The sequence below is a fragment of the Pseudomonas fluorescens genome (assembly GCF_012974785.1).
Taxonomy (GTDB): domain Bacteria; phylum Pseudomonadota; class Gammaproteobacteria; order Pseudomonadales; family Pseudomonadaceae; genus Aquipseudomonas; species Aquipseudomonas fluorescens_BT.
Map to the genome: position 1 here is coordinate 2,952,775 of NZ_CP027561.1, position 20,611 is coordinate 2,973,385.

Sequence of the window (20,611 nt, forward strand, 5' to 3'; positions counted from 1 at the left end):
ACGCGTGCTTGACCCTTGAAGGCTGGTTGATAACCCGGCAGCGCTCCGAACCCTGGATTGCCGCGATGCAGAGTATTGCTCAAGACCGGCGATTCGTCGCGCCGCCGATCAATCTGATCCGCTTTTTTTTATTCAGTCTGTGCCAGCTGTCGCAGATAGTCGCCGAAGCCACCGCGTGCGCGACTGTCGAGACGGGCGCTGGTGACGACTTGCGGCCGATGACTCCAGGCGATGCTGGCCCCGCAACGTTCCAGTTGACGCACCAGTTGCACGTCTTCGTCGCAGGCCAGGGGCTCGAACCCGCCGGCGCGCCGGTAGGCCTGCGCGCTGACTCCCAGGTTGGCGCCATGGATGTGCCGGTGCCCATCGCGGGCCTGGTAGTGGCGGTGATAATGAATCTGCGCCGCGTCATCCAGGGAATCCTGCCAGTGCTCGACCGTCACGGTGCCGCATACCGCGTCGACCCCCAGTCCAAGCTGTGCCACCAGCCAGTCGTCGGCGACACGACTGTCCGCGTCCGAACAGGAGATCCAGCGCGCACCCCGCTCAAGCAGGTGTTGTGCGCCGCAGGCTCGCGCCTTGCCGACATTGCGCGCGTCGATGCTCAGCGTCAGGACCGGGTACTGACTGACGACCTCTGCCGAGCGGTCGGTGCAACTGTCGAGCACCACCAGCACCTCGACCGGCTCGCCACCCAGCAGGGTATGGGCGGCAGCGCGCAGGGCCGCCCGCAGGCAGTCATCGAGCCGTTCCTCCTCGTTGTGCGCAGGGATCAGGATACCGATCATCGCAGGCCCTCCAGCGTGGCCACTGAACGGGGATCGCGACTCCACACTTCCAGCAGGAAATCCGCTTCCTGATGCAGCACCAGTCGCGGCAGGTGCAACTGTTCGTGGATCAGGTCGTGCACCTGGCGCGCATTGAGCGGGCAGCCCTCGATGGCCGGCCGCCAATGACAGGCCAGCAACTGCCCGTCGGCGGTCAGGGAGTCATTGATCCGGCGGATCACGACGGTCAGATCCTGCCGATCCAGGTAATAGCCGATTTCGCTGAAAACGATCAGGTCGAACTGCTCATCGGGCCAGTCCCCCGGCAGACGACATTGCCGGACTTCGGTATGTTCGTACAGGCTCAACCGGGTGCGTGCCAGATTCACCGCCGCGCCACTGGTGTCGCAGCACAACAGCCGGTCGCAGCGCTCGGCCAGGGCTGCGCTCAGTTCGCCGTTGGCGCAACCCGGTTCGAAGATTGCCCGATAGCGCGGCCGGGGCAGGGCTGCCAGGGTGGCCAGACGTTTGCGTTGCTCGTACCAGCGCTGACGAAAGCCCCAAGGGTCATTGTTGTCGGCGAACAACCCCTCGAAGTAACGATCCTCGACGCTCACAGAAACACCACTTCAAACGGTTGCAGCAGTCGGTCGAGCACATGCGGCGGGAGAACCGGCGCCAGGCACGCGTCGGGATCGCCTTCCAGCTGACTGGCGAAGGCGTGCACGGCATGACGTTTGCGCGCCACCTGCATTTTTGTCAGGGCGATTTTTCGCGCCCGCTCCCAAGGCACTTTGGCGTCTTCCGGGTCTGCCCAGTGCCAGGTCCAGACCGGCAGTTCGTGGCAAATCGCCCCCACGTGCCGGGCCGCTTCGACGCTGGCACGGCCGACGGCTTCGTGGTCGCTGTGGCCGTCCTCGCGCCAAGTGGTGAAGACCACGTCGCCGGCTTGCAGATAGCCTGTCAGATAGTCGCAGAGTGAAGACTCGCGGGCCGCCACTTGGGTGTCGGGGAAGCCGCCGCGAAGCCATTGCAACTGATGCATCGGCAGGCCGAGGCGGCGCAAGGCCTCGGCGGATTCCTGCGGACGTACCACGCTCAAGCGTTCCACGGGCCAGCGTGCAGATCCGGGATGACTGGCGCTGCCGTCCGTGACCGAAATCAGTTGCAGCACACGCCCTGCAGCGGCGAGCCGTTGCAGGAGACCGCCGCAGCCCAGCACTTCGTCATCTGGATGAGGCGCGATGACCACGGCCCGCGAGCCCGGTGGTACGAGATCAAGAATGTCGATGCTGTCCAGCGCCGCCAACTGACGGGACGCTTGCCATTGCTCCAGACTCGTACCCTTGCCGACGATCGGATTGTTTTTCATAACGCCCATGCCTCAGCCGGTTGCAGGGCGATCAGTTGGCCGAGTGAGGCGAGGTCGCGTTCGGCATGGCTCTGGCGCAGATACACCGGGAGGTCGGCGATCAGTTGCGCGAAATGTCGATCCTTGCAAAACGGCCCGGCCCCCAGCGCGTGCCCGGTATCATGGATGATCTGTTCGGCAGCTTGCTCGACCACCGCACGGACCCGCCGCGCCAGCAATTCGGCGTTGGCCTGAGGGTGACAGTCAATGTCCAGCGCACTGACGCGCAGGACCTGGGCAGCGGCCTGCAACGCGGCGTCGACCGCACCCAGACTGGCCAGTGCGTAGGGCTCTTCGCGTCTGGCGCAATGCCGGTGCAGGCGTTCGGCAATTTCCCGCGCGGCACCGTACCAGCAGGCGGCGATGCCGATGCCGCCGTGCCAGAACCCCGGTCGTTGCAGGTAGTCCCCGGGGTTGCCGATGGCCTGCGCCTCGACATTGTCGAACAGCACCTCGACGCTGCCGGTGGCCGCCATGCCGATGGCTTGCCAGCCTTGGTCGGTGACGGTCACACCCGGTTGATCGAGCGCCACCGCTACCAGTTGCTGGCGATCGTCGTCATCCCAGGCGGTGAGCAGCGCATGGCTGAGCACTGCCGCACCGGAACACCACGCCTTGCGCCCGTGCAATCGCACCATATGCCCCGAAGGCGTGACCCGGACCCGTGCCTGCGGTGGTTCGGCGGCCCACATGCCCCACGTGCTGCCGGGGGTTGGTGAACCGCCCAGTTGTTCGATGATGGCCAGCGCATCGGTATGGCCTTCGTAGAGTTTGCACAACCCCAAATCATGGCCGCCGACCTCGGCCAGCCGTTGCCAGCGTTCCAGCGTGCGACCGCTGCCGGGCAACGGCAGACGATCCAGTCCCGCCTCGACCATCTCCCGCAGGCAGCGTCCAAGGGCGGCGGTATCGCCATAGTCCAGAGTACGCAGTGCCAGATAGTCAGACAGCTCCATGTCAGTCTTCCTCTTCCCGTTGCAGCTCGAACAACAACAGCGAGCGCCCGGTGACCGAGTACTCGTGGCCGAATTCGAAGCGTTCCTGGCCACGAATCGAAGGTTGATTGGTGTCGACCATGCAGGTCCAGAAACTGCCCTCAGGCACTTCCGGCAAAGTGAAGTTGACGATGTCGTGATGGGCGTTGACCACCAGCAGCAACGTCGCGTCGGCGCCCTTGCGGCGGATGCCGGTTTCCTGGGCACGGCCATCGAGCAGCATGCCGAGACAACGGTTGTGCGCATCGTGCCAGTGCTCGGTGGTCATCTCCGTGGCGTCCGGTGCCAGCCAGGTCACGTCCTTGACCCCGATATCTTCGTTGTATTCGCCGACCAGAAAACGCCCGCGGCGCAGGATCGGATACGCCAGGCGCAACTTGATCAGGCGCTTGACGAATTTCAGCAGCGCCTTGCCGTCTTCGCTCAGGTCCCAGTTGACCCAGCCAATCTCGCTGTCCTGGCAGTAGGCGTTGTTATTGCCATCCTGGGTGCGGGCGAATTCGTCGCCGGCCACCAGCATCGGCGTGCCTTGGGCCAAAAGCAGCGTGGCGAAGAAGTTGCGCATCTGCCGGTGGCGCAGCGCATTGATTTCCGGATCGTCGGTGGGGCCTTCGACGCCGTGGTTCCAGGACAGGTTGTTGTTGCTGCCGTCCTGATTGTTTTCGTCGTTGGCCTCGTTGTGCTTGTCGTTGTAGGACACCAGATCGTTGAGGGTGAAACCGTCGTGGGCGGTGACGAAATTCACCGATGAGTAAGGCCGCCGACCACGCTGGTTGAACATTTCCCCGGAGGCCGTCATGCGGCTGGCGAAGTCGGCGAGCTGGCCGTCGTCACCTTTCCAGAAGGCGCGCACGGTGTCGCGGAACTTGTCGTTCCATTCGACCCAGCCTGGCGGGAAGTTACCAACCTGATAACCGCCCGGACCACAATCCCAAGGCTCGGCGATCATTTTCACCTGACGCAGTACCGGATCCTGGCGGCAGGCCACGAGGAAACTGTGACGTTCATCGAAACCGTCGTGATAGCGACCGAGAATGGTCGCCAGGTCGAAACGGAAGCCGTCGACGTGCATTTCGCTGGCCCAATAGCGCAGCGAGTCGGTGACCATTTGCAGCACACACGGATGGCTGAGGTCGAGGGTGTTACCGGTACCGGAATCGTTGATGTAAAAGCGCTTGTCGTCCGGCATCAATCGATAGTACGAGGCGTTGTCGATCCCGCGCATCGACAGGGTCGGGCCTTGTTCGTTGCCTTCGGCAGTGTGGTTGTAGACCACGTCGAGGATGACTTCGAGATTGGCTTCGTGCAGGTGCGCGACCATCTCCTTGAATTCTGCAATCTTGCCGCTGGCCAGGTAGCGCGGGTCCGGGGCGAAGAACGCAATGCTGTTGTAGCCCCAGTAATTGGTCATGCCTTTGTGCAGCAGGTGCTGGTCGTTGACGAAAGCGTGGATTGGCAACAGTTCGACGGTAGACACACCCAGTTTGCGGATGTGTTCGAGCACGTCGTCGACCATCAGCCCGGCAAACGTCCCACGCACATTTTCCGGCACCGACGGGTGGCGCATGCTGATGCCGCGCACGTGGGTCTCGTAAATGATCGTCTTGTCCCAAGGCACGCTGACGCGATGGTCGTTGCCCCAGGTGTGCGCCGGGTCGATGACCTTGCATTTGGGCACGTAGGGCGCGCTGTCGCGTTCATCGAAACTGAGGTCGGCATCCGGGTGGCCGATGGTGTAGCCGAACAGCGCTTCGGACCATTTCAACTCGCCCACCAGTTGTTTGGCGTACGGGTCGATCAGCAACTTGTTGTGATTGAAGCGATGTCCGTTGGCCGGGTCGTACGGACCGTAGACCCGGTAGCCGTAGATCAGCCCCGGATGCGCATCGGGCAGGTAGCCGTGGTAAATCTCGTCGGTGTATTCCGGCAGCTCGATGCGTTCGAGTTCGACCTCGCCGGCATCGTCGAAAATGCACAGTTCGACCCGGGTGGCGTTGGCGGAAAACAGCGCAAAGTTCACCCCCAGACCATCCCAGGTTGCGCCGAGCGGGAAGGGCAGACCTTCACGGATTCGCGAGGGTTCGGGGTGCGCGGCGGGCTCGGCTTTCTTTGGACGGGTCATAGGTGCTCCTGCAAAAAAATCGGGGGTGGTTTTTTTCGAGGACGAGTCAGCCCTCGGTGGCGAGCGAACTCGCCACACGGTTACTCAAATCAATGGTTCGGGGAGCGTCAGACCGCAGGCGGCTTGCGCGGCGCGCGGGGCTTTTTCTCGGTGGCTTTTTCGCCCGGGGGAATCACTTTGGCGACACCGGCAGGCTTGGCCTTGGCCGTCGTGGCCTTGGGTTTGGCAGCGGGTGCCTTGCCATCGACGGCTTTGCTGGTGGCGGTCTTGCCAGCGGTTTTACTGCCGGCGGCTTTCGGCGATTTCTTGGGCGCCAATGCCTCGGCTTCGGCCAGTTTGCGCGCCATCTCCCAGTGGCGGGCGTCCTGACCCTCGGGTTTACCTTCGGATTCCCAGATCTGATAGGCGAATTCGCGGATGCGTTTATCGTCGGTACTCATCGCAATGCTCCTGAACTGAACTCATGCTTCTAGAAGTGTTGGATAAACAGATTGACCGGGAAGTCCCCCAGCGCAGCGCTGACCTCCAGCTCCCTGTTTTTTGTGACTGCGGTGCTCGAAAAAAGTCCCTTCAGATTTTCGTCGGAGGCGGCGAACGGTAATTCAACCCACGTATCGCCCCAGCGCAGCGCATCGACCTGCGGTACGGCACCGTTTTCCAGCAGGGTTGCGCAACGGATCGGCACGATGACGATGGCCCGTTGCCCCTCGTGCTCGCGGGCAAACGCGAGCACGTTGTGCGCCTGGCTGCCCAGCACCTCGAGGGCCTGGTACGAACCCTGACGAAACAACTGGGCGTAGTCGGCGCGCAGGCGCAGCACCTCGGCGATCAATGCTTGCTTGACTCGTCCGTCGCGCCAGTTCACCAGCAGTTCCTGAACCGGCCCTGGTGCCTGCAGCGCCTGCTGCCTGGCGGCATAGTCCACTGGCCGACGGTTGTCCGGATCCACCAGGCTGAAGTCCCAGCGTTCATTGCCCTGATACAGATCCGGCACCCCCGGCACGGTCATGTGCAGCAAGGTTTGCGCCAGACTGTTGAGGGCGCCGGCAGCGGCGATGCTGTTGGCGCTCTTGGCCAGCGCCCCGCGCAGCAGCTCGCCTTCGGGCGCGAGCAACAGCCGCTCGGTGAATGACTGGGCGGCGTTTTCGTAAGCCTCGTTCGGCGCACTCCAACTGCTTTGCAACTTGGCTTCGCGCAGAGCCTTTTGCTGCCATTGCCAGATGCGTCCGGCGTACTCAGCGAATCCACCGTGGTCATCGCCGCGCAATTGCAGCGGCCAACTGCCGAGCAACGCTTGATAAAGGATCAACTCGTCAGCGGCCGACGGCATCTGATCGTCATTGCGCAGCGGCCGGGCGAGGGCGCGCCACAGCTCGACCTGTTCGGCATACCAGTGGCTGCGCTCGCTGAGCACGGCCAATCGTGCGCGAGTGTCTTCGCCGCGTTTGTGATCGTGGGTGGCGGTGGCCAGCAGGTTGTCGGGGAATGTCGCCAGGCGTTGCTGGTTTGTCGCATGAAAGTCGCTGACCGGGGCGCTGAACTGTTCGGTGTTGTAGCCCACGTCATTGCGCGACAGCAGCACTGCCGAGCGATACAGCGCGGTGTCTTCCACGGCCTTGGCGGCAGCGGGCGAGGTGAGTTGCTGAAAGCGCACGCAGGCGTGGCGCAGGAGCTTGCGCGAACGCCCACGGGGTTTGCGCCGCCATGGCTGGCCGCCGAGCCAGCCGGCCACAGACTCAAGCACCGGCCAGTCGCTTTCGCTCAGCGCCTGACGCGCACCGTCCATGGCTTGCTGGAAAAACACGTCGTCCTGCGTCGTACGACCCATCGCACTGATGTAGGTGCGATACACCGGGAAGTGCACGATCAGCGCCTGCAACACCCGGCGGATCGAACCGAGCGTGAGGTCACGGGTCATCAGGTCGTCCCGCGCCACTTGCAGCAGCGCCTGGGCAACGCTTTCGCAGTCGCTGGCCAGCGAACCGTTGAGGATTTGCTGGCGCGCCAGTTGGGCATCTTCGATGAACGCGGCGGGGCGCTCGGTGCGGCGTTGCCACAAGTCACCGAGCACGTGTTCGCCGTCCGGGTCGTGTTGCAGCAGCGACAGCTGGTTCATGAACTCGTAACCGGTGCTGCCATCCACCGCCCAGTCGGCGTGCAGGGTTTCGCCAGCCCCGAGAATTTTCTCGACGTAGATCGGCAAGTGTCGCCCGGGTGCCAGAAAATCGAGGCGTCGCCGTAACTTGCGGCAGTAACCCCGTGGATCAGCGAGGCCGTCGACGTGGTCGATGCGTAAACCGTCGATCAGGCCTTCTTCGATCAACTGGAAGATCTTGCCGTGGGTCGCTTCGAATACCGCAGGCCGCTCGACCCGCAGGCCGCCGAGTTCGTTGATGTCGAAGAAGCGCCGCCAGTTGATGTCGTCCGCCGCCGTGCGCCAGCTCGCCAGACGATAGCTTTGCCGCTCCAGCAATTGATGCAGGCGCTGGAAGCCGTCTTCGGTCTTGGAGTCGTAGCGCGTGAGATGGTGCTCAATGGCTTGCAGGATGTGCGGGTCGCTGGCCAGTTGCTGGAGTTCTTCCTTGAGCGATATTGACAGCGAGCGGGCATCGGTCTGGTAGCTGAGGCTGCTGAAGCGGTCCGCCAGCGACTTGAGGGCTTCGTTTGCCGGCTCATCGGGCTTGAGCAGTTCGCCGTAATCGCCGGGGCAGATCGGGAAGTGATGCTCGTAATGCTCGACGTGGAAGGTGCCGGATTCGGCGTTGAACACCAGCGGCAGTGTGCCGTCCTGCAACGCAATGCCGTAATCGGTGCCGAGGAAAGGCAGCAGCAACTGGCCTTCCATCAACGGGTCGGGCGAGTGCCATTGAATGTCGAAGAACTCGCCATAGGGGCTGAGCCGGCCCCATTCCAGCAGATCGAGCCACCAAGGATTGTCACCGCCGCCCACTGCCATGTGATTGGAGACGATGTCGAGGATCAGCCCCATTTCGTGTTCGCGCAAGGCCGCGACCAGTCGGCGCAGCGCCGGTTCGCCACCCAGTTCGGGATTGACCCGGGTCGGGTCGACCACGTCGTAGCCGTGCATGGAGCCGGCGCGGGCAGCGAGCAGCGGCGAGGCGTAAATATGGCTGATGCCGAGCCGGGCAAAGTACGGCACCAGCGGCACCGCCTCATCGAGGGTGAAGCCCTTGTGAAACTGCAGGCGCACCGTGGCTCTCAAGGTCTGGTTTTGTACTGCACTCATTGGTCACGCTCGGCGGCTTGCAGGCGGGCACAGGCCAGCAGCTCGAGGCGTCGCGCAGCATCGACGCCATCGAGCAGCGTTTCGCTGTTGCCGGGCAAGCGTCGCGACCAGTTCGGATGAGTGTCGATGGTGCCGGGCAGGTTGGCCTGTTCGTCCAGGCCCAGCGCGTCTTCCAGTGGCAGCAGCACCAGCGGCGCGCGGGTGTGGCCGAGGAAACGCACAGCGGCGTCGACTACCTGATCGGCCTCGTGGGATTCCTCGCGAAAGTTTTGCGGGTCCTGACTCAAGGCGCCGCGCAGGCCTTCACGCTCGCGTTCGCGGTAGCGGCGCCAGTCGATTTCGCCGTTGGCGTCGATCAGCCCGAGTCGCGAATTCCAGTCGATATCCCGGCCATGCCACCAGCCATTGAGCGTCGGCAGATCGTGGGTGCTGGTGGTGGCCAAAGCGTTGTCCGGCCAGTCGAGGATCGGTTTGAAATGGGTGTTGTCCTGTTCGAACAACAGCACGCGCATGCCGAGCATGGCCCGGGCGATCAGCTTTTCCCGCAGGCCATCGGGCACGGTGCCGAGGTCTTCGCCCAGCACAATCGCCTGATGGCGGTGGGATTCGAGGGTCAGCAAGCGCAGCAGGTCGTCCACCGGGTAATACAGATACGCGCCGTCCGCCGGCGCTGAACCGTTGGGAATCACCCACAGCCGTTGCAGGCCCATGACATGGTCGATGCGCAAACCACCCGCATGAGCGAAGTTGGCGCGCAGCATGTCGATGAAGGCTCGAAAGCCATTGCGTACCAGACCTTCCGGGGAGAACGCCGAGATACCCCAACCCTGGCCGGAGCGATTGAGAATGTCCGGTGGTGCACCGACGGTCAGCGACGCCAACAGTTCATCCTGAAAACTCCAGGCCTGGCTGCCGGCGCCGTCGGCACCCACGGCCAGGTCGGCAATCAGACCGATGCCCATGCCGGCGCTGCGGGCGGCGGTCTGGGCGCGCTCCAGGCAACGGTGGATCAGCCATTGGCAGAACGCGAAATAGCTGATGCGCTCGGCGTATTCTTCGGCAAACGCGCCAAGTGCGGCGCCGCGCGGGTCGTGCCAGTGTTCCGGCCATTGGCGCCAGTCGAGACTTTCGCCACGGGCGGCGCGCATTTCCTGAATAGCTTCGAAGCGGCAGTGGTTTTCCAGCGCTTCACCGCCGGCATCGCGGAAGCTGGAGAAATCGGCATGCAGCGGATGTTCGCCGCTGATGAAACCGTCATACAGGGCTTGCAGCAGTTTCAGTTTGGCATCGGCCGCTTTCGGCCAGTCGGTCAGGGGCAGCTCTTCAAGCTGCTTGAATTGATCGGCCAGGCCGGCCGCCTCAATCGCATCGCGCAGCGCACGCTCACCGAGAATGGCACCCGGCGCCGCGTAGAGCGGATTGAGAAACAGCCGACTGGACGGCGAGTAAGGGCTGTAGCGCCCGGTATCGGCGCTGAACATCGCGTGCAGCGGGCTGATCGCCAAGGCATCGGCGCCGCGCTCGCCGGCCACCCGGGCCAGTTCTTCCAGGGCCTGAGTGTCGCCGAAACCGCCATCGCCGGGGCGGCGCAAGCCATAAAGCTGCACGCTCAACCCCCACACGCGAGGGATCGGGTTGTCCACCGCGTCACCCACGCTGAAGCAGCGTTGCGGTGCCACGGCGAGAGTGAATTGCTGATCGGCGATGTGCACTTGCTGGTAGCCGACCGGAATCTCGCCGGGCAGCACGGCCCGGGCATCCAGCTTGAGGCTCAGTCGCGAGCCGTCCTCAAGGTGAATCTCGCATGGGGTCTCGGGTTCGAAATAGCGGACCAGATCCACGCCCACGCCGACATCGGCAGTGAGCAGCGGCGGTAGCTGGCGATTTTCCTGTACCTGTTGCAGTTCGAGCAGGCTGGCGTCGATTTCCTGGGCCGTTCCGGCCGGGTGACCGAGGCCGATCAGCACATTGCGCAGCACCGCCGGGGCGACTTTTTGCGCTCGCCCGTTGGCGTCGATCCAGTCGACGGCAAGGCCGGCTCGGCTGGCGAGAATTTCCAGTTGCGCATCGCTCATAGGCGCTCTCCATCCAGGGGTAGCAAAGGGGTTGCGGCCGTGAGGCTGACGAGCGCGCAATACGGGGGCAGTTGCCCCTCATCCGACAGGCCGGCGTCGGATGGCTGGCGAAACAGCCACACCGATTCGGTCTGTGGAAGGTTGACCACTGGCGTGTCGCTGAGGTTCAGGTCGATTCGCAGCTCGCTGCCATCACCCAGTCGCCAGCGTGCGCTGACGGCGCCAGGCCCCAGCACTTGGGCGCCGAGTGCTTGAGTGCCGGACAGGTTTGGAATGATGTATTGATGGCGCAATTGCAGCAGCCGGCGATACAGCGCCAGTGTTGTCTGTTGCCGAGGTGTGCCGTTACCCATCAGACGCGGTTGTGAGGCGTGAAAGGTCTGCTCGGCGTTGGGGTCGGGAATCTGCTCGCGCTTGTGCGGATCCGAGAAGGCACTGAATGCCGCAAACTCATTGCGTCGACCTTCGCGCACCCGCTTCGCCAGTTCGCCATGGTGGCTGGTGAAGAACAGGAATGGCTGTTGGGCCGCGTATTCATCGCCCATGAACATCAGGGGAATCATCGGCGACAGCAACAACATCGCTGTCGCAGCATCCACTGCGCGCGGGTCGGCCAATTGATGCAAGCGCTCGCCGAAGGCGCGGTTGCCGATCTGGTCATGATTCTGCAGGAACAGCACGAAGGCGGTGGAGGGCAGATGCTCGCTTGGCTCGCCACGGGGTTCGCCGTGGCGAGTGATATGACCCTGAAACACGAAACCCTGGCTCAGACAGCGGGCCAGTTGCTCGGTGGGTTGCAGTGCATAGTCCGCGTAATAGGCGTCGGTTTCACCGGTGAGTAATACATGCAGGGCGTTGTGGCCGTCGTCGTTCCACTGTGCGTCGTAATTTTCCTCAAGCAGGCTTGACTGGTTGAGTTCGTTCTCGATGGTCAGCCAGACATGCCGGGACGGGTCGATCTGCTGACGTATGCGACGTGCGAGTTCCGGCAGGAAGTCGGGGCTTTCGATGGCATGCACCGCATCCAGGCGCAAGCCGTCGAAACGGTATTCCAGCAGCCACATCAGTGCGTTTTCGACGAAGAAGTCCCGCACTTCACGACGACGGAAATCGATGGCCGCGCCCCACGGGGTATGTTTGTCTTCGCGAAAAAAGCCCTTGGCGTAGCGATGCAGGTAATTGCCGTCGGGGCCGAAGTGGTTGTAGACCACGTCGAGGATCACCGCCAGACCATAACCGTGGGCGCTGTCGATCAGGTGTTTGAGTTGTTCCGGCGTGCCGTAACTGGCTTGAGGCGCATAGTGCAGCACGCCGTCGTAGCCCCAGTTGCGATCGCCGGGAAACTGCGCGATCGGCATCAGTTCAATGGCGGTGATACCGAGCCCGGCAAGGCGTGACAGATGCTGCTCGACTTCGGCAAACCCGCCGAGCGCACCGACATGCAGTTCATAAATGACCGCTTCATTCCAGGGGCGGCCTTGCCACGTGGTGTTGCGCCAGGAATAGAGGTGCGGATCGACCACCACGCTGTGACGGTCCAGGTCACCGTCCTGCGCCCTGGAGGCCGGGTCGGGCACCTCCAGTTCGCCATCAATGTTGAAACGGTAGCGGCTGCCGGCAGGGCAGCGGGTCTTGATGACAAACCAGCCCTCGCCCTGGGGCAGCATGGGCAGGGACTGGCCGTTGTCCAGCTCGACGCTGACGTAAAATGCATCCGGCGCCCACAGCGCGAATTGTGTGTGGTCGGCATCCAGCATGATCGCGCCGTGGGGCCAGCTTTCAGGTGTCCGTGACGGCATCGTTGAAAACCTCCCTGGTTATTTGTGGTGCGTTTTGCCCAGCGCCTTGGCCACCAGTTGTTCGTAGAGTTCGGCGTAGGGTTCGACGGCCTTGCACCAGTTGAACGGTGCCGCCATCGCCCGGCAACGCATGGCGTTGAGCAGTTCGGGAAAGGCAAAGACCTTGAACGCGCGGCTCAGGGCTTCGCGGTAGCTGTCCGCTGTCGATTCGTTGAAGAGGAAACCGGTGACACCGTTTTCGATGGTGTCCGCCAGCCCGCCAGTGTTGCGCGCTACCGGCAGCGAGCCGAAGCGTTGGGCGTACATCTGACTCAGACCGCAAGGCTCGTATCGCGAAGGCATCAGCAGAAAATCGCTGCCGGCGAACATGCGTCGGGCGTCGGTTTCGTTGAAGCCGATGCGCACGCCGATCTGGCCGGGGAAGCGCAGCGCCAGTTCGCGCATGGCCTGTTCTTCTTCCGGCTCGCCACGGCCGATGATCGCGATCTGGCCACCGTTCTGGACGATGTATTCCGACACGGCTTCGGTCAGGTCCAGGCCTTTTTGATAGACCAGACGCGAGACCACGGCAAACAGCGGGCCTTTGGAGTCTTGCAGGCCAAACAATTCGCGCACGTGGGCGGCGTTGACGGCTTTGCCTTCCCAGTCGCCGATGGCAAATGGCGCAAACAGGTGCGGGTCGGTGGCGGCGTCCCAGCTCTCGTCGATACCGTTGGGGATGCCGCTGAGCAAGCCTTGCTGGGTCTTGGCGGCGAGAAAACCGTCGAGACCGCAGCCGAAATCCGGGGTGGTGATTTCCTGCGCGTAGGTGGCGCTGACCGTGGTGATGTGGCTCGAATAGGCCATGCCGGCCTTGAGGAACGACATTTTGCCGTAGAACTCCATGCCTTCCTGTTGCAGGGCATGGGCGGGGATCCCGAGTTCCGGGCACGAGCCCAGGCTGGTCACGCCTTGATAAGCGAGGTTGTGAATGGTGAACAGGGTCGGCGTGCGTTGCCCGCGCCAGTGCATATAGGCAGGCGCCAGCCCGGCCGGCCAGTCGTGGGCGTGCACCAGATCCGGGCACCAGTGGATTTGCGCGAGGTTGGCGGCGATATCGGCGGCGGCCAGACCCAGTCGGGCGAAACGGATGTGGTTGTCCGGCCAGTCGCGACCGTTGTTGGCACCGTAAGGGCCGCCGTCGCGGGCATACAGTTCAGGGCAGATCAACACATAAATGACCAGACCGTCAGGCATGTCCATGCGCCCGATCTTGCAAGGCGGCAGCGCGGCGTGGCCACCCAGTTCACCGATGATGTGGATCGGATTCTCGCTGTTCATCACTTGCGGATAACCGGGGATCAACACCCGGACATCATGCAGATGCGCCATGGCGCGGGGCAGGGCGGCAGAAACGTCTCCCAGACCGCCGGTCTTCACCAGATCGGCGATTTCCGAGGTCACGAACAACACTTTCTTCTTGTTGGGGTTCTGACTGGCCACTGGCGTCAGCGTCTTGGTGCTCGGGACGTTGATCGACCGGCTGCCGGGAACGCTTACGGTGCTCGATTCACCCATCGGCTGATGAGCCCGTTCTCCCTGAATTTCCAATGCCGCACTGATCATATGAATCTCCCGTCTTTTTTGATCTGATTCTTGTCTTGAACAAGCGATGTCCACGGCCAGGTCCTGTGGCCGGGCGCAAACGCGCCACGCATCGGTGAGCAAACGCTACCCAACACGCGCAAGCAGAATGGGTGAAGGGGCCGTTGCAAGGAATGAACCAGTCGCTTTGGCCCTGTCTTTCAGATGACCCGTCGCGATCAGCAAAAGTTTCGACAAAATTTCCGCGTTGTGACCGGTCGGTTTCGCCTCGCGAAAACCAGTCTAGGCCAGATCCTAGAGCGGGCCAGGGCAATCGGACGAATTGTTCGACAATCTTTTGCGAGGTCGCAAAAACCGTGGCTTGGGGACGAGACGCGCCCCGACGAAGTGCATGTCTGGCGGCATCGATGATGCAAATTGGTGACCGGTCAGTCACGTTTTCGGGCGCGAGAAAAGTGTGTGCGCACTGTTGCGGTGCGTGCAGGAATGTTGGCGTGCGGTCAGTGGGTGCTGCTTCGCGGGCAGGGGTTGCCCGCGAATGGGACGAAGGTCAGTTCAGCAGGCGAAGCGGATCTCCCGCCGACCAGGCCTGAATGTCCTCGATCATCTGCGAAAAGAACTGCTGATAGTTCTGTCGGCTGACGTACCCGACATGAGGCGTGGCCAGTACATTGTCCAGCGTGCGAAACGGGTGCAGTGCCGGCAAAGGCTCCTGATCGAATACATCCAGAGCCGCCCCGGCGATGCGTTGTTTCTGCAAGGCCTTGATCAGCTCGGCTTCGTCGACAATGGGCCCGCGTGCCGTGTTGACCAGCAGGGCGGTCGGCTTCATCCAGCCCAGCGCCTGGGCATCGACGAGACCACGGCTGCGGTCGCTGAGCACCAGATGCACCGACAGCACGTCAGCCTGTTCGAACAATTGCTGCTTGCTGACATAAGTGACGCCGGCCTGTTCGGCGCGCTCGGCGGTAAGGTTTTCGCTCCACGCAATGACGCGCATGCCGAACACCTGCCCGAACTGCGCGACCCGTTGGCCGATACTGCCGAGCCCCAGAATACCGAGGGTCTTGCCGTGCAGGTCGCCGCCCAGACCTTGCTGCCATTGTCCGGCACGCAGGGCATTGGCCTCGTTCACCAGATTGCGGGTGGCGGCCATGATCAACGCCCAGGTCAGTTCCGGTGCGGCGTGTTTGTAGCTGTCGGTGCCGCAGACCCTGATTCCGAGTCGGGCCGCGGCCGGCATGTCCAGCGCTGCGTTGCGCATGCCGCCCGTGACCAGCAGTTTCAGGTTCGGCAAACGCTTGAGCAGGTCCTCATCGAAGCGCGTGCGTTCGCGCATCACGCAAATCACCTCGAACCGGCCCAGTCGTTCGGCCAGTGTGGCGTTGTCCGCCGGGTACTCATGGACAAAGGTCACTTCACCGAGACTGTCCAGCACCGACCAGTCGACCACGTCCCGCGCCACGTCCTGCCAGTCATCGATTACTGCAATCTGCACCGCCATCAGCCTTGACTCCTCAACGAACGGGATTGGTTTTGTTCAGCCAGTCGAGCAGCGCCTGGTGGAACTGCGTCGGTTCTTCCATTTGCGGCGCGTGGCCCAGGCCGGGGAATTCCACCAGTGTGGATTGCGGGATCAGCTTCGCCACCTGCTTGCCCAGCACCTCGTAGTGACCGATTTTCGCCTTCACTTCGGGCGGTGCGATGTCCTTGCCGATGGCCGTTGTGTCAGACGTGCCGATCAGCAACAGGGTCGGCATCTTCAGATCCTTGAACTCGTAGTACACCGGCTGGGTAAAGATCATGTCGTAGATCAGCGCCGAGTTCCATGCGACCTGAGTCTTGCCCGGCCCGTTGCTCAGGCCGGCGAGCATGTCCACCCAGCGGTCGAATTCCGGCTTCCAGCGACCGTCGTAATAAGTGCTGCGCTCGTAGTCGCGAATACCCTGGGCGGTGACTTTCAGTTCGCGCTGATACCACTGATCGACGCTGCGCCACGGCACGCCGAGGGCTTTCCAGTCCTCCAGGCCGATCGGGTTGACCAGCGCCAGTTGCTCGACCTGATCCGGGTATTGCAGGGCGTATCGGGTGGCGAGCATGCCGCCGGTGGAGTGGCCGAGCAGGGTGGCTTTCTGAATGCCCAGCGCCTTGAGCATTTGCTGGGTATTGGCCGCCAGTTGCTGGAAGCTGTATTGATAATGTTCGGGTTTGCTGGAGGTGCAGAAACCGATCTGGTCCGGAGCCACCACCCGGTAACCGGCCTCGCTCAGGGCCTTGATCGAACTGTCCCAGGTCGCGCCGCAAAAATTCTTGCCGTGCATCAGCACCACGGTGCGCCCGTTGGCCTTGCCGTGGGCGGCGACGTCCATGTAACCCATCTGCAGAGACTGGCCCTGGGACTGAAAGGCAAAGTGCTTGAGGGTGTAGGGATACTCGAAACCTTGCAATTGCGGGCCGTACTGCGGGCCTTCGGCATGGGCGAAAAGGGGCAAGGCAGCGGTCAGCAACAGGCCGGGCAGCCAGCGGGTCAGCGACACAGACATGGGACAACTCCACAGGAAATCGGCCGATGCTGGAACGGCCGGATTAGGGCGACGTTAAACACAGGCAACGTCCACCGCAGAACGTTCAACCGAGCCAGCCGAGGGTGAGCATCGCCAGCACCCCGTAGCGAGCGCCTTTGGCGAGGGTGACGATCAGCAGAAAGCGCCCGAGGGGTTCACGCATGACCCCGGCGATCAGCGTCAGGGGATCGCCGATGACCGGCAGCCAGCTGAGCAGCAGCGACCAGTGACCATAACGCTGATAGTGAACACGGGCGCGGGCCATGTGCTTCGGGCCGACCGGAAACCAGCGGCGGTCCTGAAACCGTTCCAGCCCGCGCCCCAGCCACCAGTTGACCAGCGAACCGAGGACATTGCCCAGTGTCGCCACGGCCAACAGCCCCCACAGCCAGTAACGATCGCTGACCAGCAGCCCGACCAGCACGGCTTCCGATTGCAGCGGCAGCAGCGTCGCCGCGCCAAACGCGGCCAGGAACAGCCCGAGATAACCCGCCGTCATCAATGGGCCGGGTAATCCGCCACCACCACATCGGCACCGTCCTTCTTGAGGCCGATCACCTGATAGGCATCGCTCATGCCGTCCATCTCCATGCCCGGCGAGCCCATCGGCATGCCCGGTGCGGCTACGCCCAGCAGGTCGTCACGCTTGCTCAGCGCCAGCACCTGTTCGGCGGGCACATGGCCTTCGACGAATTTGCCGTTGATGATCGCCGTATGGCACGAGGCCAGGCGTGGCGGTACGCCGTGTTGTTGCTTGAAGGAGCTCATGTCCGCCTCGACGTGATCCTCGACCTTGAAGCCATTCGCCTCCAGGTGGCTGATCCACTTCTTGCAGCAACCGCAGTTGGCGTCGCGATGGACTTCGATCGGGATGAGGTCGGCGGCTTGCGCCAGGGAGGAAAGGAGCAGGGCGCTCAGGGCGGCCAGACGCAGAGGGTTTTTCATGCAGGGTTCTCGACTCGGGTGACGGTCAAAAAGAACGCATTTTGACCGGTTTTTCCGACCCGGCATCAACGGAGTGTTTCCAGTTGATACAAGGCAGGCTGTCAGCATGATCGTAGATCAAAGCTGACAGCCTCCTGAGTGCGAGATGACAAATCCGTCAGCTGACCTTGAACCGGCCCATGATTGCGCTCACCCGACCGTTGGCCTCCAGGAGCTGGCGGGTATTGGTTTCACTGGCCTGGCCGCTTTGCACCAGCTCATCCACCATGTGGCGGATCTGCACCATGCTGCGATTGATTTCTTCGGTGACGGCGCTTTGCTGTTCGGCGGCCGTGGCGATCTGGGCACTGAGGCTGTTGATATGGCTGACGGAGCCGGCCATGTCGTCGAGCCCGCTGGTGACCCGGGCGGTGGCGTCGGCAGCGGACTGGCAACTGGCCTGGGTGTTTTCCATGGCGCTGACCGAGGAACTTACGCCCTGGGTCAGGCGGGTCAGCATTTCGTTGATTTCCGAGGTACTGGCCTGGGTCCGGGCAGCGAGGGCACGTACCTCATCGGCGACCACGGCGAAACCGCGCCCCTGTTCGCCGGCGCGGGCAGCCTCGATGGCGGCGTTGAGCGCCAGCAGGTTGGTCTGCCCGGCGATCGCACCGATCACCCCCAGAATCTCGGTAATGCGCTGGGCGTCCTGCTGCATGTTTTCGACTTTGTGCGTCGCACTGGCCACTTCATCGATCAGCGCGACGACGCTGCTGGTGGCTTCGCCCACCACGACCCGAGAGCGGTCGGCATTTTCGTTGGCCCGTTGGGTAAACGCCGCGGTTTCGGCAGCGTTTTGCGCGACGCTTTCGGCAGTGGAGCTCATCTCGTTGATGGCGGTAACGGTCTGGTCGGTTTCCGAGGCGTGGCGCAGCAGGATCTGGCTGGTGTGTGCCGAGGTGCGCTGCAGGTTGTCGAGGCTCGAAGCCATGGCGCCGGTAGCCTGGGTGACCTCGCCGATCATGTTTTGCAGATAGGCGATGAAGGTGTTGACCGAATGGCCAATGGCACCGAGTTCGTCTTCGGCACGGATGGTGATGCGGCGGGTCAGGTCGGCATCGCCGCTGGACAGCGAATCGATGTTGGCCTTGAGCGCTTTCATGCGCGAAACCAGTTGGCGAATGGCGTAGACCTGCAGCAGCACCAGCAGGATCACCAGCGGAATCTGCAACAGGCTGAGGCTGCTGAGTACGTCGTCACGTTGCGCGGTGAGCATTTTGGTCGGCAGTGCAGTGGCGAGGAACCACGGTGTGCCTTCGATCGGGCGCATGAAGAAGGTGCTGGCTTCACCGTTGTTGTCGAATTCGACACGCTGCGCCTGATCGCGATTCTGCAGGCCAGCCTTGACCTGGCTGGCGAAGGTAGAACCGGCGGCCAGTTCGCTGATGTTCTTCAACACGATCGGGCCGCTGATACGCGAGCTGTTGCTGATGATCTTGCCGTCGGCCTCGACGATCAGCATTTCGGCGTTGAGGTCTTTTTCCTTGCGCGCCACCAGGTCGTTGAAGAAGCCCAGGGTCACATCGATGGTCGATACGCCCCAGGCGCTGCCGTTTTTCTGGATGGCCATGGCGCAGTTGGTGCGCGGCTCGGCGCTCGCATCATCTTTATAGGCAGCGGCCCAGGCGCATTGCCCGCGCGGGGTCTGCATGCCGCCCTTGTACCAGCTCTGGTCGTAGTAGTTGGGGGCCGCGTCGCTGTTCCAGAAGGTGTTCACGGCGAGCTTGCCGGAGCTGTCACGGTGCCAGAAGGTACTGAACTTGTTGCGTCCCGCCTCACGCTGACCGGGCAACGGCCAGATACCACCGCCGAACACCTTCAATTCGCCGTACTGATCCACCAGCCCCGGCAGCACGGTATCGATGGCGGCGCTGTCGAGCAGGGGAATGGTCTGGGTGATGCTGCGTTGCTGCGACTGAACCTTGTTCAGTTCGCCCTGGATCTGCTGGGCGACCTCGGCGATGCGGTTGAGCACGACTTGCTCTTCGGTATGGCGCAGTTTGGGGGCGACCAGTTGGCTGATGCCCACCACGGTCAGGACCGACAGCAACAGGATGAACAGAACCAGAAACAACGTATAGCGAGCCTGAATGGTACGGAATGCGGGCATGGAGACCGGTCCTTGAGCAACGTTCTTATTAGGGGATGGGAGCAAAACAGTAGGGGTATCCCTTACATATCGTCGCGACGCGAGGAAGCTTTAGGTACTGGCGTACTAAAAGATTCCCGGAACGTTGATCGGCCAGTAACAGGCTCGACACATTAAAACTAACCAGCCCGTTTGTTAGAGTAAAAAGTCGATTTTATTGAAGCCGGGAAAAGGGCTTCGGATCAGTAAATCTGGGGCTTGCATTCATTTGTATCGGAAATGTACATAAATTGTAAAAAAGTGAAAAATGGGTTGGTGGCATTCGTTTGCCGGCCGATACTCCGGGCAATTCAAGACGTTCCACAAGGATATTTTTCATGTTCTTTTCGCAAGGAGCACGCTCATGACCGTTGGTTATACCGGCGCCTGGCAACCCAAGGCGGGTTTGCTGGTTCGAGATACCGCAAGTTCAAGCAAACCGGTTTCTCAAAGCCTGAAGGTCAAGCAGATGCTGGCGCTGGTCGGTAACGACCCCACCGCGATCAATACGGCGGAGATGGACAAGCAGGGGCTGCACAAGAACATCAAGGGTTTCGATCCCACCAGTGTTTCAGCCAAGCAGTTGGGCAGCCTGAGTGCAATGTTGCGCAGCCGGGGCCTGATTTCCGAGATCACGTCCATGACGTTGCTCAACGCCGGCGACAAGTTTGATCGCTTCGGCGTACAGAAGGATCCGGACGCCAAGTTCAATGCGCTGGAGTATTTCGCGACGCAGCTGGAAACCATCCAGAACAACAATCTCAAAGGTAACAAGTACGCGAATACGTTGATCCCCGAGTACAAGAAAGCCATCTATGTGCTGCAGAACTTGAAGACTTACGGTCAGGGTGGGGAACGCAAGCCTCCAACCGATCAAGGTGTCAAAGCCAAGGCATGAAAAAAGGCCCGCCCGGGAACGGAGCGGGCCTTTTCAT

At 62.2% G+C, this 20,611-nt stretch carries 16 protein-coding genes; 1 reads left to right on the forward strand and 15 read right to left on the reverse strand.

The window, feature by feature from the left end; translation table 11 throughout:
* Positions 1 to 128 precede the first annotated feature (128 nt).
* The 15 genes from C6Y56_RS13245 to C6Y56_RS13315 form a co-directional block, all read right to left on the reverse strand.
* On the reverse strand, positions 129 to 788 hold the full coding sequence (locus tag C6Y56_RS13245; RefSeq protein ID WP_169430252.1) for a glycosyltransferase: 660 nt from the start codon (positions 786 to 788) through the stop codon (positions 129 to 131).
* Entirely contained in the window at positions 785 to 1,384 is a 600-nt protein-coding gene (locus tag C6Y56_RS13250) for an SAM-dependent methyltransferase (protein WP_169430253.1), read from the reverse strand. The genes C6Y56_RS13245 and C6Y56_RS13250 overlap by 4 nt, the downstream gene beginning before the upstream one ends.
* On the reverse strand, positions 1,381 to 2,139 hold the full coding sequence (locus C6Y56_RS13255; protein WP_169430254.1) for a PIG-L deacetylase family protein: 759 nt from the start codon (positions 2,137 to 2,139) through the stop codon (positions 1,381 to 1,383). The genes C6Y56_RS13250 and C6Y56_RS13255 overlap by 4 nt, the downstream gene beginning before the upstream one ends.
* Positions 2,136 to 3,134, reverse strand: a complete 999-nt coding sequence (locus C6Y56_RS13260) for an acyl-CoA dehydrogenase family protein (RefSeq protein ID WP_169430255.1) — start codon at positions 3,132 to 3,134, stop codon at positions 2,136 to 2,138. The genes C6Y56_RS13255 and C6Y56_RS13260 overlap by 4 nt, the downstream gene beginning before the upstream one ends.
* Position 3,135: 1 nt before the next feature.
* On the reverse strand, positions 3,136 to 5,295 hold the full coding sequence (gene glgX, locus C6Y56_RS13265) for a glycogen debranching protein GlgX (protein WP_169430256.1): 2,160 nt from the start codon (positions 5,293 to 5,295) through the stop codon (positions 3,136 to 3,138).
* Positions 5,296 to 5,402: 107 nt separating this feature from the next.
* Positions 5,403 to 5,735, reverse strand: a complete 333-nt coding sequence (locus tag C6Y56_RS13270; protein WP_169430257.1) for a DUF2934 domain-containing protein — start codon at positions 5,733 to 5,735, stop codon at positions 5,403 to 5,405.
* Between the two features lie 29 nt (positions 5,736 to 5,764).
* Positions 5,765 to 8,542: a malto-oligosyltrehalose synthase gene (locus C6Y56_RS13275; RefSeq protein ID WP_169430258.1), complete on the reverse strand. Its 2,778-nt coding sequence runs from the start codon at positions 8,540 to 8,542 to the stop codon at positions 5,765 to 5,767.
* Complete coding sequence (gene malQ, locus C6Y56_RS13280) at positions 8,539 to 10,617, reverse strand: 4-alpha-glucanotransferase (protein WP_169430259.1); 2,079 nt, start codon at positions 10,615 to 10,617, stop codon at positions 8,539 to 8,541. The genes C6Y56_RS13275 and malQ overlap by 4 nt, the downstream gene beginning before the upstream one ends.
* Positions 10,614 to 12,416 carry a malto-oligosyltrehalose trehalohydrolase gene (gene treZ / locus C6Y56_RS13285; RefSeq protein WP_169430260.1) on the reverse strand — a complete coding sequence of 601 codons (1,803 nt, stop codon included), beginning with the start codon at positions 12,414 to 12,416 and terminating at the stop codon, positions 10,614 to 10,616. The genes malQ and treZ overlap by 4 nt, the downstream gene beginning before the upstream one ends.
* An 18-nt stretch (positions 12,417 to 12,434) precedes the next feature.
* Positions 12,435 to 14,021, reverse strand: a complete 1,587-nt coding sequence (glgA, locus tag C6Y56_RS13290; RefSeq protein ID WP_169430261.1) for a glycogen synthase GlgA — start codon at positions 14,019 to 14,021, stop codon at positions 12,435 to 12,437.
* Positions 14,022 to 14,550: 529 nt separating this feature from the next.
* The gene (locus C6Y56_RS13295; protein WP_169430262.1) at positions 14,551 to 15,504 is read right to left on the reverse strand and encodes a D-2-hydroxyacid dehydrogenase family protein; all 954 of its coding nucleotides are present in this window, start codon (positions 15,502 to 15,504) and stop codon (positions 14,551 to 14,553) included.
* Between the two features lie 13 nt (positions 15,505 to 15,517).
* Positions 15,518 to 16,543 carry an alpha/beta fold hydrolase gene (locus C6Y56_RS13300; RefSeq protein WP_169430263.1) on the reverse strand — a complete coding sequence of 342 codons (1,026 nt, stop codon included), beginning with the start codon at positions 16,541 to 16,543 and terminating at the stop codon, positions 15,518 to 15,520.
* A gap of 85 nt (positions 16,544 to 16,628) precedes the next feature.
* The gene (locus C6Y56_RS13305) at positions 16,629 to 17,063 is read right to left on the reverse strand and encodes a YqaA family protein (protein WP_169430264.1); all 435 of its coding nucleotides are present in this window, start codon (positions 17,061 to 17,063) and stop codon (positions 16,629 to 16,631) included.
* On the reverse strand, positions 17,063 to 17,509 hold the full coding sequence (locus C6Y56_RS13310; protein ID WP_169430265.1) for a DUF411 domain-containing protein: 447 nt from the start codon (positions 17,507 to 17,509) through the stop codon (positions 17,063 to 17,065). The genes C6Y56_RS13305 and C6Y56_RS13310 overlap by 1 nt, the downstream gene beginning before the upstream one ends.
* A 157-nt stretch (positions 17,510 to 17,666) precedes the next feature.
* Positions 17,667 to 19,658, reverse strand: a complete 1,992-nt coding sequence (locus C6Y56_RS13315) for a methyl-accepting chemotaxis protein (protein ID WP_169430266.1) — start codon at positions 19,656 to 19,658, stop codon at positions 17,667 to 17,669.
* A 382-nt stretch (positions 19,659 to 20,040) separates the two neighbouring features.
* On the opposite strand from C6Y56_RS13315, the gene C6Y56_RS13320 reads away from it, so the two are divergent.
* Entirely contained in the window at positions 20,041 to 20,574 is a 534-nt protein-coding gene (locus C6Y56_RS13320) for a hypothetical protein (protein WP_169430267.1), read from the forward strand.
* Positions 20,575 to 20,611 lie beyond the last annotated feature (37 nt).

Coding starts and splice junctions, on each gene's coding strand:
- C6Y56_RS13245 (WP_169430252.1), bottom strand. CDS start 788: ATGATCGGTATCCTGATCCCTGCGCACAACGAGGAGGAACGGCTCGAT.
- C6Y56_RS13255 (WP_169430254.1), bottom strand. CDS start 2,139: ATGAAAAACAATCCGATCGTCGGCAAGGGTACGAGTCTGGAGCAATGG.
- C6Y56_RS13260 (WP_169430255.1), bottom strand. CDS start 3,134: ATGGAGCTGTCTGACTATCTGGCACTGCGTACTCTGGACTATGGCGAT.
- glgX (WP_169430256.1), bottom strand. CDS start 5,295: ATGACCCGTCCAAAGAAAGCCGAGCCCGCCGCGCACCCCGAACCCTCG.
- C6Y56_RS13270 (WP_169430257.1), bottom strand. CDS start 5,735: ATGAGTACCGACGATAAACGCATCCGCGAATTCGCCTATCAGATCTGG.
- C6Y56_RS13275 (WP_169430258.1), bottom strand. CDS start 8,542: ATGAGTGCAGTACAAAACCAGACCTTGAGAGCCACGGTGCGCCTGCAG.
- malQ (WP_169430259.1), bottom strand. CDS start 10,617: ATGAGCGATGCGCAACTGGAAATTCTCGCCAGCCGAGCCGGCCTTGCC.
- treZ (WP_169430260.1), bottom strand. CDS start 12,416: ATGCCGTCACGGACACCTGAAAGCTGGCCCCACGGCGCGATCATGCTG.
- glgA (WP_169430261.1), bottom strand. CDS start 14,021: ATGATCAGTGCGGCATTGGAAATTCAGGGAGAACGGGCTCATCAGCCG.
- C6Y56_RS13295 (WP_169430262.1), bottom strand. CDS start 15,504: ATGGCGGTGCAGATTGCAGTAATCGATGACTGGCAGGACGTGGCGCGG.
- C6Y56_RS13300 (WP_169430263.1), bottom strand. CDS start 16,543: ATGTCTGTGTCGCTGACCCGCTGGCTGCCCGGCCTGTTGCTGACCGCT.
- C6Y56_RS13305 (WP_169430264.1), bottom strand. CDS start 17,063: ATGACGGCGGGTTATCTCGGGCTGTTCCTGGCCGCGTTTGGCGCGGCG.
- C6Y56_RS13310 (WP_169430265.1), bottom strand. CDS start 17,509: ATGAAAAACCCTCTGCGTCTGGCCGCCCTGAGCGCCCTGCTCCTTTCC.
- C6Y56_RS13315 (WP_169430266.1), bottom strand. CDS start 19,658: ATGCCCGCATTCCGTACCATTCAGGCTCGCTATACGTTGTTTCTGGTT.
- C6Y56_RS13320 (WP_169430267.1), top strand. CDS start 20,041: ATGACCGTTGGTTATACCGGCGCCTGGCAACCCAAGGCGGGTTTGCTG.